The organism is Caulobacter sp. SRI_014, from assembly GCF_057586315.1.
The window spans coordinates 22,017-32,997 of record NZ_JBYCZQ010000016.1 but is presented as its reverse complement, the minus strand read 5'-3'; the positions used below and the strand labels follow the sequence as shown (position 1 = coordinate 32,997).

Sequence of the window (10,981 nt, the reverse complement as noted above, 5' to 3'; positions counted from 1 at the left end):
TCATCGTCGTTTCGGGCCCCGGACGCCGCGAACCGCCGCCGCCGGCCCCGGCGTAGGCGCCGGCGCCGCGCCCGGCGCCTACATTCCCCGCGCGAACGCCAACGCCGCGCCTACGCCGGCGCCTACATTCCCCGCGCCCCGCGCTACGAAAATCTCAACGATTTCAAGCGAGTGGCCCACCGCCCGGCGCCGGACCCCCGGAATCCCGGATGGGCCGTTGACACCCTGGCGGGACGCCGGGCTGGTATAATGGCCTGCCGCTTCGATAGCGGCGCCCCGTCAGATCGGGCAGCTGGCCACCTCCAGCTGCAGCATGGCCAGGACCCGCCCGAAGCCGATGTACTGCCCCGCCATCATCGACAGCTCCAGGAACTCCGCGTCGGTGAACAGCGCCCGCATGGCCGCCACGTCGTCGTCGCCGATGTTGTGGTGGTCCACGGCCATCTTCTCGGCGAAGCGGATGGCCGCCCGCTCCCGGGCCGTGAAGCCCTCCCCCCCTCCTGAGGGCGCGTCGGGGTCGTCGACGCCGCGCGCCGCCTCGTCCTCGCTGACCGTGTCCGGCGCCATGCGCACGCTCTTGCACAGCACGCAGCCGTTGAGGGTGGCGATGCGCAGGCGGACCAGCTCCTTCAGCCGGGCCGGGAGCAGGCCGGCGCCGCCCGTGTGCCAGGGGTGGTAGAAGGCCTGGTAGGCCTGGACCAGGTCAGGGGCCGGGGCGAAGGCGCGGGCGAAGTGGCGGCCCAGCCAGTTCTCCTCCGGCGTCGCGTCGTGGATGGCCTTCAGATAGGGCGGCAGGTCTTGCGGTTCGGCCAGGGGCAGGCGGGACATGGGCGGATCCTCCTTGGGTCCGCGCCATCAGGGCAGGGGCCGGGCGGGCGCGCAATGGCGCCCTTGCGTCAGTCCGGGCGATTGCGCGACGGGGTTATGTCCTCCGAGGCGTTGGGCGCCGGCCGGCCTTGCCCGCCCCTGGAGAATGCTGTTCTCTCCGAACCGGCCGCTCGCGCCGAGCGGCGCCAGCCTGGAGAGACTGCCATGCGGGTCTGCGTCCAGTTGATCACCGCGTTCTGTCTGTTGCTGTCCAGCGGTCTGGCGGCCACGCCGGCCGCCGCCGCCGTTCCCAATCCGATCCTCTACATGACCAGTTCGGAGCCGTTCACGGTCAACGGCAAGGCCTTCATCCGGGTCAATCTGGCGGTGTTCAACCGCAGCAGCTTTCCGGCCGAGATGTTCGCCGCCGCGCCGGGTCTGCCGCCCTGCGGCCTCAACACCAACGCGTCGCGGTCCTGGGTCGACATCTTCAGCTCCCGGGGCCAGCGGCTGTACGGCTTCTGCGCCCTGGGCGGGCCGGGCGACATGGACAGGCTGTGGTTCGCCTATCCGGCCGACGAACTGCCGCCGAGCTACATCTATATCGAGATCAACGACCGTCAGACGGGGACCAGGTACAGGTCCAACCTGGCGGACACGACCCTTTAGCGCATAAGGGCTTGCGCCGAATATACCAGTCCGTATGTACGGTGCATGTCCGAGTCTCCGCATCCCCCGCGTCCCAAGGGCGACAAGCGCGCCCGCACCCGCCAGGCCCTGGCCGCCGCCGCCGCCGAGCTGATCGCCGAGAAGGGCTGGGATCGCACCTCGCTGGACGAGATCTGCGCCCGGGCCGGCATGACCCGGGGCGCCTTCCACGGCAATTTCGACAGCCGGGACGCCCTGTTCCTGGAGGTCATGCAGCAGGAGACGACGCCGGTGTCGGTTCAGTTCCAGCCGGGGGCCAGTCTGAAGACCCAGATGCGGCTGCTGGGCCAGGCGGTCTATGCTCACGCCCGGCGGCGGCTGCCGCGCCGGGTGCTCAACGCCGCCATCCAGCTGCATCTGATGACCCGGCCCGACATGCTGGCCCAGCAGGCCGAGGCCACTGCCGGCGGCTGGCGCAGCATGGCGGCCGGCTTCAACCGCATGCTGCCGCCCGGCGCCCTGCCGATGCCGGCCGAGCGGTTCGTCAAGGTGATCGACGCCCTGACCGCCGGCCTGACGGTCAGCTATTTCCAGGCCCCCGACCTGATCGAGGAAGCCGACTTCGTCGCCGCATTCGAGGCCCTGGCCGCCGCGCCGGCGGTCCAGCCCTGGGGTGGCGGCCATGCGGTGTCGCCCAGTCCGGTGCGCCGCTGGTGACGCTTTTGTCCCGCCATGCGTTAGGGTGAGATCATGAAGCACGTTCCCAACGCGATCACCCTGGCCCGTCTGGTCCTGACCCTGCTGGTGTTTCTGGCCCTGCTGGCCGGCGTCACCCAGCCGACCTCCGGGCCGGACCTGCTGATGTTCGCCTTCTGGGGCTTTGTCATCGCCGGGGTGACCGACTTCCTCGACGGCTGGCTGGCCCGCAGGTTCAAGGTCGAGAGCCTGACCGGGGCCATCCTCGACCCGATCGCCGACAAGGTGCTGGTGGCCGGGGCCATCGTCGGCCTGGCCATCAACGGCGACCATGTCGCGGCCCTGACCGGCGGGCTGATCCTGTTCCGAGAGTTCTCGATCAGCGCCCTGCGCGAGGTGCTGGCGCCGCGCGGCCTGCGCCTGCCGGTGACCCTGCTGGCCAAGTGGAAGACGACGCTGCAGCTGGTCGCCCTGGCCGCCGCCCTGTTGCGCCTGACCCAGCCGGCCTGGATCACGGGCCAGGTCAGCCTCGGCATCGATCTGTCGCTCTGGCTGGCCGCCGCCGTCACCGTCTGGACCGGCATCGAGTACGGTCTGGCCGCCCGCAAGGCGCTGAAAGGCTAGCTACTCGGCGGCCAGCAGAAACGGCGGCTCCGCCTCGTCCTCATCCTCGACCACCTCGGGGTCGGTGGGGCCGAACAGCAGCCAGTCGGTATCGACCGGGCGCCGGTCCGCCCGCATCAGCCGCATCAGGGCGCACGCGCCGATCGCCTGGAACACCATGCTCGCCTCCGGACTCAACTCAGTTATTGAGAATTGCTCGCAACTGAGGCGATGGCAAGGCGTGATGTGATCACGACATCGGGTTGGCTGGCGGGCTGGGCTCGGGCAGGGGGATGAACTCGTCGTGGTCAAGGTCGGGCAGCTTCATGCGGCCGGCCCGCCAGTCGGCCTTGGCCTGGTCGATCCGCTCCTTGCTGGAGGAGACGAAGTTCCAGTCGATGAAGCGCGGCCCCACCGGCTCGCCGCCGAGCAGCATGACGGTGCTGGGCTCCAGGGCGGTGAAGGCGATGGTTTCGCCCGGCTGGAAGACGGCCATCTGGCCGGTGTGCAGGGTCCGTCCATCGACCTCGACGCTGCCTCTGGCGACGTAGGCGGCGCGTTCGGGATACTCGGCCGGCAGGGCGGCCTTGGCCCCGGCGGCCAGTTCCCAGTGGACATAGAAGAGGGGAGAGAAGACCGGCACCTTGGCTTCCGCCCCGAACGCCTTGCCGGCGACCAGCCGGGCGCTCATGCCGCCGCCTTCGTAGAAGGGCAGTTCCTCGGCGCCCTCATGGTGGCTGAAAGCCGGGGCGACCTCTTCGGACTCGGTGGGCAGGGCCAGCCAGGTCTGGATGCCGTCCATCTTGCCGCCGTGGGCCCGCAGGTCCTCGAAGCGTTCGGAGTGGGTGATGCCGCTGCCGGCGGTCATCCAGTTGACCTCGCCGGGACGGATGACGATCTCGCTGCCGACGCTGTCGCGGTGGGTCATCGCCCCCTCGAACAGGTAGCTGAGGGTCGACAGGCCAATGTGCGGATGGGGCCGCACATCGACGGTGCGCGGGAAGCCGGGCTGGAACTGTGCCGGGCCCATGTGGTCGAAGAAGATGAAGGGGCCAACCATCCGGTGCGGCGCATAGGGCAAAACGCGCCCCACCTCGAAGCCGCCGAGGTCCTTGCGGCGCTGGTCGATGACGAGTTCGATCATGGGGGACCCTCCTGAATTCGGGTCACCTTGCAGGCGAATTTCACCTGGTCAATGGCGGACGTAGGTGGCGCAGACCATGCCCCGGGCAATGGCGTGCTTGTGCAGCAGATCGCGCACCTGCGGCCGGCCCGGCGCGGTCTTGAATCCGCTGGCGGCGTCCAGCGCATAGATCTGGGCGACATAGCGGTGAGGGCCGTGGCCCGGCGGCGGATCGGGCGGCAGGTAGCCGTTGTGCAGGAAGCTGTTGAGGCCGGTGTGAGGGTGATCCTCGTCGTCGAGGGTGGTGATGGCGCCCTCCTTGAGGAGGCCGTCATGCGGCGGCAGGTCGTAGACGATGGCGTGGACCAGCGGGTTGAGCGTCGGGCTGTCGGCGTCCTCGATGACCAGCAGCAGGCTGACCGCTCCGGCCGGAACGCCCTTCCAGGCGAAGGGCGGCGACAGGCCCTCGCCGTCCTCGGTGAACCGTTGCGGCAGGGTGGGGGCGTCGAAGGCGGCGCTCTCCAGGGTCAGGCTCTCGGGCACGTCCTTCAGGGCGGGGTCGTGGTACAGCACCTTCTCCAGGCCCGGGCGCACGCCCTGCAGGGCATGGCCGAGGATGGGCGGCAGGTTCTTGAGCATCGAAGTCTCCTGCGGGGGAAACCCCTGGGAGGCCGGGCCGGTTCAATCGTTCGGAAACGGGAAGGTCAGGATCTGCGCGGACTGCGGCTTGGCGTCAGCCAGCGGCTTGCCGTCGCCGCCGTAGCCGGCCCAGCCGCCGCGGCCGATGACCGCCATGCCGCCGGGCGTCGCCGCCCCCAGGGTCAGGTCGTCGAGAGCCGGATGGTTGGCGGCGGCGACCTGCATGCCCTCGATCTCGCGGCAGTCGACACTGATCCGCAACATGATCAGCCGGGCCGGCGAGACGCCGTTCTGGGTGGCGACCACGGCCATCGGATGCGGCGTGGCGTTGCGCATCTGGTAGTCGTAGCCGACCTTGAACAGCCCGTCGGTCCCGGCCATGGCGACATGCATGCCGCCGACCGGCGCCAGCTTGCCGGTCTTGAGATCCAGCCGGTGCAGGCCGGTCGGGTAGTCCGCGATCAGCAAGGCGTTGCCGGCTTCGCAGACGACCAGGCCCTGCGGTGAGCCCAGCTCGTTGCTGGCCAGCGCCACCTCCAGGGCCTTGGCTCCAGGCGTGAGTCGATAGATGGCGGCGCCGACCGAGGCGCTGGCGTAGACCGTCCCGTTGGAAGCGACAACCACGTCGCCCAGCTGGACCGGTCCCGGCGCGCCCTCGACGGGGTAGCGGGCCAGGATGGCGCCGGTCTTGCCGTCGATCTTCAGAAGGGCGGTGCGGGCCGCGCCGGCCGAGCCGGGGATCTCCGGACCCGAAGCTTCCGTGGCCCAGACCGTCCGGCCGTCGACCGCCAGGCCAAAGATGCCGCCAGTCTCGGCGTCGGCCTTCAGGAAGGGTGTGACCGCGCCCTTGGCGTCGACCTTGTAGATGGTGTGTTCGGTGACGCTGCTGACCAGCCAGCTGTCACCAAACCGGGCGAGGCCCTCGTAGATCGGCCCGGCCTTGGGCAGGGTGGCGGACACGGTCGGGACGCCCTTTGGGGCTGCGTTGGCGGCCAGCCGGGCGGCGACGGGGGCAAAGTCCTCGCGCGCGGCGAGGGTCGACAGCGCCTTGTCGCCGGTGACGTCCCAGATCAGGCCGAGCTTGGCGTAGGCGTCCAGATGAGCGACGGCCTCGGCCGGCTTGCCGGCGGCGACCTCGACGCGGGCCAGGCGGATCAGGGAGCCGGGGCTGTGGGGGTAGAGAGCCAAGGCCTCTTCCAGCAGGGATTCGGCCTTCGCGATGTCATTGGCCTGGGCCGCGGCGCCGGCTTCCTTGCGCAGGCGGAAGTACTGTTCAAGCCGGCTTTCGGGCGCGGCGCCCGCCAGGCAGAGGGCGGCGGCCAAGGTCAGGCTGACGGTGCGGATCATGATGAGCTCCCCTTGTTGCGGGCGAGCCTGCGTCACGGAGCGCCGTTCGGCAAACTAAGGATCGGTAATGTCGCCGCTTTCCGCCCAGCGATCGGCGAACTGGTAAAGCGGCAGGAAGGCGTCGAGCAACTCGCGACCGAGGGCGGTGAGGCCGTAGCCGGCGCCGGCGGCATGCTCGACGATGCCGGCGGCGCGCAGGTCGTCCAGCCGGGCCTGCAGAACGGTTGGCGAGACATCGTCGCAGGCGGCACGCAGGGCGCGGGAGGTCATGGGCTCGCCGCGAAGCTCCCACAGCACCCGCAGGGCCCAACGGCGGCCCAGCAGGTCGAGCAGCCGCATGATCGGCCGGCGGGAAGTGGTGTCGGTCATTTGTTGTTGCTATCGAAAATGTAGCACGTCATGCTATGAAAATCATAGCGCAGGAGTCGCCACATGTCTCGCCTCGCCCCTCTCGTCGCCCCTTTCGCCGCCGACATTCAGGCCAGCTTCGACGCCATCATGCCGCCAGGCGCGCCGCCGCTGGTGCTGTTCCGCACCCTGGCGACCAGCGAGCGGGCCTGGAAGAAGTTCCGGGCGGGCTCGCTGCTGGATCGGGGCCCGCTCAGCCTGCGCCAGCGGGAACTGGTCATCGACCGGGTCTGCGCCCGCGCCGGCAACGAGTACGAATGGGGCGTCCACATCTCCGCCTTCGCCGAGGCGGCCCGGCTGACGCCGGCCGAGGTTAAGGCGACCACCGCGCCGCTCGATCCGTCACAATGGTCGGTGTCCGAGGGCGCGCTGCTGGCGGCGGTCGACGCCCTGCATGAGCGCTGCCGCTGGAGCAACGCCGAACATGCGGCGCTGGCGGCGCACTACGACGCCGACCAGATATTGGAGATCATCCTGCTATGCGGCTTCTACCGCACGGTTGCCTATGTCTGCGGGGGGCTGGACCTGCCGCTTGAACCGGGGGCCGCCCGTTTTCCTACCCGTGCGGGCTGACATAGGGGCTGACAAGTCCCAGCGGCACGGCGGTGCTGTTCTTGACGCCGCGGATGACGATGCGGCTCTCGATGTTGGACACCAGGCCCAGCGACAGGATCTTGTCACGCAGGAAGTCGTCGAAGGCGTGCATGTCGCGGGTCACGATGCGCATCTCGTAGTCGGCGGCCCCGGTCACGGTGGCGCATTGCACCACTTCCGGCCACTTCAGGACGGAGCCTTCGAAGCGTTCAAGGTTTTCCTTGGTCGGAAGGGAGAGCTTGACGGTGCAATATACCTCGAAGGCCAGGCCCAACAGTTCGCGGTCCAGGATGGTCACCCGCCGCTGGATGACGCCGGCGTCTTCCAGGCGCTTGATGCGGCGCCAGCAGGGGCTCGAGCTGAGGCCGACGCGCTCGGCGATCTCGGCCACCGACAGGCCCGCGTCGTGCTGGATCAGATCGAGAATCTTTGCGTCAACTGCGTCGAGAGGCTCTGACAAACTATTGTTCCCCCTGGAGGGGCTAAAACCGCCCCGTTCTTGCCGACTCATGCCCCTGTTGGGGCACGGCTTTGGCAAACATTTTCTCCGGACTTATATGATCTTGCAAGCGAACTAGCCCTTCCCGCAGGAAAGATTTTTCAATGCGCCACTCAGAAGTGACGTTGGACGACAAATATCTTCTCGAAGATGGTCGCGCCTTCATCACCGGCGTGCAGGCTCTCATCAGGGTCATGCTAGACCGTCGGCGCCTTGATCTGCGCGATGGGCTGAACACCGCCGGCTATGTTTCCGGCTATCGCGGCAGCCCGCTGGGCGGCCTCGACCAGCAGGCGGCGCGCTCGCGCAAACTGCTGACGGCGCATGAAGTCGTCTTCCAGGAAGGCCTCAACGAGGACCTGGCGGCGACGGCCGTCTGGGGCAGCCAGCAGGCCAACCTGTTCCCGGGCGCCAAGTTCGATGGCGTCTATGGCCTGTGGTACGGCAAGGCGCCGGGTGTCGACCGGACGGGCGATGTCTTCAAGCACGCCAACTTCGCCGGCGTCATGCCCAAGGGCGGCGTCCTGGCCATCGCCGGCGACGACCACAATTGCAAATCCTCGACCCTGCCCAGCCAGTCGGAGTTCGCCTTCCAGGACTTCGAGATGCCCGTGCTGTCGCCGGCCGACGTGCAGGAGGTGCTGGACTACGGCTTGCTCGGCATTTCGATGTCGCGCTTCTCGGGCCTCTGGGTCGGCATGATCGCCCTGGCCGACACGATGGACAGCGGGGTGACCATCGACGTGTCGCTGGACCGCCACCACCACGTCTATCCCGAGTTCCCCATGCCTCCGGGCGGTCTGCATATCCGGACCAAGGACCAGCCGTTGGAGAAGGAGACCCGTCTCCGTAACCACAAGATCCCGGCCGCGCTGGCCTTCGCCCGCGCCAACAACATCGACAAGGTGGTGCTCGCCGCCCGCCAGCCGCGCCTCGGCATCGTCTGCCAGGGCCAGGCCTACAAGGACGTGCTCGAAGCCTTCCAGGCGATGAACATCACCCTCGATGAAGCCGCCGCCATGGGCATCTCGATCTACAAGGTCGGCATGCCCTGGCCGCTGGAGCCGCAGGGCCTGCGCAGCTTCGCCGCCGGCCTCGAGACCTTGATGGTCATCGAGCACAAGCGGGCCCTGATCGAGCCCCAGGCCCGGGCCGCCCTCTACGACCTGCCCGCCCACGCCCGCCCGACCATCGTCGGCAAGTTCAACGAGCAGGGCGACCGCCTCATGGAGGACACCGGCAGCCTGACCGTGGCCGCCATCGCGCTCGACCTCTACAGCCGCCTGCCGGCCGGTCCGGCCAAGGAGCGGGCATCCGCCTACCTCGACCGCGTCTCGGCGGCCGGCGTCGCCGCCATCAGCCTGGCCAGCGATCAGCAGCGCAAGCCCTTCTTCTGCTCGGGCTGCCCGCACAACACCTCGACCCGGGTGCCGGACGGCAGCCGGGCCCTGGCCGGCATCGGTTGCCACTACATGGCCGGGTTCAACGACCCCAACACCGACCTCAACACCCACATGGGCGGCGAGGGTCTGACCTGGGTCGGCGCAGCGCCGTTCACGACCGAAAAGCACGTCTTCCAGAACCTGGGCGACGGCACCTACAACCACTCCGGCTCGCTGGCGATCCGGGGCGCGATCGCGGCCAAGGCCAACATCACCTACAAGCTGCTGTTCAACGACGCCGTGGCCATGACCGGCGGCCAGACCGCCGAGAGCGGTTTCACCCCGGCCCAGATCACTCGCCAGCTGGCCGCCGAGGGCGTGACGAAGACGGTCATCGTCGTCGACGAGATCGAGCGCTACGAGGGCGTCACCGACCTCGCGCCCAACGTCCAGATCTTCCCGCGCAAGGAGCTGAACAAGGTCCAGGAAGAGCTGCGCGAGACGCCCGGCGTCACCGTCCTGCTCTACGACCAGACCTGCGCCACCGAGAAACGCCGCCGCCGCAAGCGCGGCCTGATGCCCAAGGCGACGACCCGGGTGTTCATCAACCCGCTGGTCTGCGAGGGCTGCGGCGACTGCTCCAAGAAGTCCAACTGCGTCTCGGTCGAGCCGCTGAACACCGAGTTCGGCCGCAAGCGCCAGATCAACCAGTCGACCTGTAACCAGGACTACAGCTGCGTCGACGGCTTCTGCCCGAGCTTCATCACCCTGGACGGCGCCGAAAACCCGCAGGGCAAGAAGATGCCGGCCCTGACGGCGGACTCGACGCCGTTGCCCGAGTTCGAGCCCGTGGACGGGGTGCGCCGCATCCTGTTCACCGGCATCGGCGGCACCGGGGTGACCACGGTCGCCTCGATCCTGGCCATGGCCGCCCACGTCGATGGCCGCAGCGCCAGCGTCGTGGACATGACCGGCCTGGCCCAGAAGGGCGGCTCGGTGTTCAGCCACGTCAAGATCGGCGAGACCGAAACCACCATCGTCGGCGGCCGCGTGCCGGCGGCCAGCGCCGATGTGCTGATCGCCTGCGACCTGCTGGTCGCCGCCAGCCCGGAAGCCCTGGCCCTGTTCTCGAAGCAGAAGACGGTCGCCTTCGGCAACGCCGACTTCTCGCCGACCGCCGACTTCGTGACCAACCGCGACGTCCGCTACGACACCGCCGGCATGGCCCGCCGGATCAAGGGCGCGACCAAGGACTATCAGGCCTGCCCGTCGCAGGCCCTTTCGCTGCACAAGCTGGGCGACGAGATCTACGCCAACATGATCATGCTGGGCTTCGCCTGGCAGAAGGGCGTGATCCCCGTTTCCAGCCGCGCCATGTACCGGGCCATCAAGCTGAATGGCGTCGACGCCGAGGCCAACATGCAGGCCTTCGAGGTCGGACGTAAGGCGGCGGTCGACGAGGCCTTCAAGGGCCTGCCCGAAGACGTCACCCCGACCCCCGAGACCATGCCGCTGGACGAACTGATCGCCAAGCGTACGGCCGAACTGGTCGGTTACCAGAACCAGGCCTACGCCGACCGCTACGCCAAGCGTGTGGCGCAGGTGAAGGCCGCCGAGACCGCCCTGAACGGCGGCGAGGCCCTGACCCGGGCCGTGGCGATCAATCTCTACAAGCTGATGGCCTACAAGGACGAGTACGAGGTCGCGCGCCTCTACACCGACGGCCGGTTCGCCAAGGAGCTCGGCGCCGTGTTCAAGGGCGGCAAGGCCAAGATCTGGATGTCGCCGCCGCTGATCGCCCCCAAGGGTCCGGACGGCAAGCCGCAGAAGATCGCGCTGGGCGGCTGGATGCTGACCACCGTGCTGCCGATGCTGACGAAGATGAAGGGCCTGCGCGGCGGGCCGTTCGACATCTTCGGCAAGACCGAAGAGCGGCGCATGGAGCGCGGCCTGATCGCCTCCTACGAAGCGGGTCTCGACCGCCTGCTCGCCGGTCTGGACGCCGACCACCTGTCGCTGGCCGCCCGCATCGCCGCCATCCCGGACAAGATCCGCGGCTACGGCCACATCAAGGAAGCCAGCGTCAAGGTCGCCGAACGCGAGGAAGCGGCGCTGTGGGCGCAGTGGGAGAAAAAGGCGGCGGCTTAAAACCCACCGTCATCCCGGCCGGAGCGAAGCGGAGAGCCGGGACCCAGGGGGTGACGGCGCTCGCTGTATCAACCGCCTTTGCACCGG

The 10,981-nt window shown here is 68.7% G+C and carries 12 protein-coding genes; 5 read left to right on the top strand and 7 right to left on the bottom strand.

The features are described 5' to 3' along the window. Positions 1-279: 279 nt before the first annotated feature. The gene (locus AC2YG9_RS22120; RefSeq protein ID WP_487300167.1) at positions 280-828 is read right to left on the bottom strand and encodes a carboxymuconolactone decarboxylase family protein; all 549 of its coding nucleotides are present in this window, start codon (positions 826-828) and stop codon (positions 280-282) included. Positions 829-1,032: 204 nt separating this feature from the next. On the opposite strand from AC2YG9_RS22120, the gene AC2YG9_RS22115 reads away from it, so the two are divergent. Genes AC2YG9_RS22115 through pgsA form a run of 3 tightly spaced genes read left to right on the top strand, consistent with a single transcriptional unit; the run spans position 1,033 to position 2,775 of the window. Continuing rightward, on the top strand, positions 1,033-1,476 hold the full coding sequence (locus AC2YG9_RS22115) for a hypothetical protein (protein WP_487300166.1): 444 nt from the start codon (positions 1,033-1,035) through the stop codon (positions 1,474-1,476). A 45-nt stretch (positions 1,477-1,521) separates the two neighbouring features. Next, positions 1,522-2,172: a TetR/AcrR family transcriptional regulator gene (locus tag AC2YG9_RS22110; RefSeq protein ID WP_487300165.1), complete on the top strand. Its 651-nt coding sequence runs from the start codon at positions 1,522-1,524 to the stop codon at positions 2,170-2,172. Positions 2,173-2,205: 33 nt separating this feature from the next. Further along, positions 2,206-2,775, top strand: a complete 570-nt coding sequence (pgsA, locus tag AC2YG9_RS22105) for a CDP-diacylglycerol--glycerol-3-phosphate 3-phosphatidyltransferase (protein WP_487300164.1) — start codon at positions 2,206-2,208, stop codon at positions 2,773-2,775. Here pgsA and AC2YG9_RS22100 read toward each other — a convergent pair whose 3' ends face one another. From AC2YG9_RS22100 to AC2YG9_RS22080, 5 genes are all read right to left on the bottom strand, one after another. Beyond that, positions 2,776-2,934 (bottom strand): hypothetical protein, encoded by a 159-nt coding sequence (locus AC2YG9_RS22100; RefSeq protein ID WP_487300163.1) that lies wholly within the window; start codon positions 2,932-2,934, stop codon positions 2,776-2,778. It lies immediately after the preceding gene. Between the two features lie 70 nt (positions 2,935-3,004). Continuing rightward, entirely contained in the window at positions 3,005-3,898 is an 894-nt protein-coding gene (locus AC2YG9_RS22095) for a pirin family protein (protein WP_487300162.1), read from the bottom strand. Between the two features lie 48 nt (positions 3,899-3,946). Further along, positions 3,947-4,516 carry a YbhB/YbcL family Raf kinase inhibitor-like protein gene (locus AC2YG9_RS22090; protein WP_487300161.1) on the bottom strand — a complete coding sequence of 190 codons (570 nt, stop codon included), beginning with the start codon at positions 4,514-4,516 and terminating at the stop codon, positions 3,947-3,949. A gap of 42 nt (positions 4,517-4,558) precedes the next feature. Further along, entirely contained in the window at positions 4,559-5,863 is a 1,305-nt protein-coding gene (locus AC2YG9_RS22085; protein ID WP_487300160.1) for a tetratricopeptide repeat protein, read from the bottom strand. Between the two features lie 54 nt (positions 5,864-5,917). Beyond that, positions 5,918-6,232 carry a winged helix-turn-helix transcriptional regulator gene (locus AC2YG9_RS22080; protein WP_487300159.1) on the bottom strand — a complete coding sequence of 105 codons (315 nt, stop codon included), beginning with the start codon at positions 6,230-6,232 and terminating at the stop codon, positions 5,918-5,920. Between the two features lie 63 nt (positions 6,233-6,295). Here AC2YG9_RS22080 and AC2YG9_RS22075 point away from each other — a divergent pair, with 63 nt between their 5' ends. Further along, positions 6,296-6,844 carry a carboxymuconolactone decarboxylase family protein gene (locus AC2YG9_RS22075; protein WP_487300158.1) on the top strand — a complete coding sequence of 183 codons (549 nt, stop codon included), beginning with the start codon at positions 6,296-6,298 and terminating at the stop codon, positions 6,842-6,844. On the opposite strand, the gene AC2YG9_RS22070 is transcribed toward AC2YG9_RS22075, so the two are convergent. Next, a complete protein-coding gene (locus AC2YG9_RS22070) occupies positions 6,828-7,325 on the bottom strand; it encodes an Lrp/AsnC family transcriptional regulator (RefSeq protein ID WP_487300157.1) in 498 nt (165 codons plus the stop codon). The genes AC2YG9_RS22075 and AC2YG9_RS22070 overlap by 17 nt on opposite strands. Positions 7,326-7,468: 143 nt before the next feature. Here AC2YG9_RS22070 and AC2YG9_RS22065 point away from each other — a divergent pair, with 143 nt between their 5' ends. Next, on the top strand, positions 7,469-10,894 hold the full coding sequence (locus tag AC2YG9_RS22065) for an indolepyruvate ferredoxin oxidoreductase family protein (protein WP_487300156.1): 3,426 nt from the start codon (positions 7,469-7,471) through the stop codon (positions 10,892-10,894). The last annotated feature ends 87 nt before the right edge of the window (positions 10,895-10,981 follow it).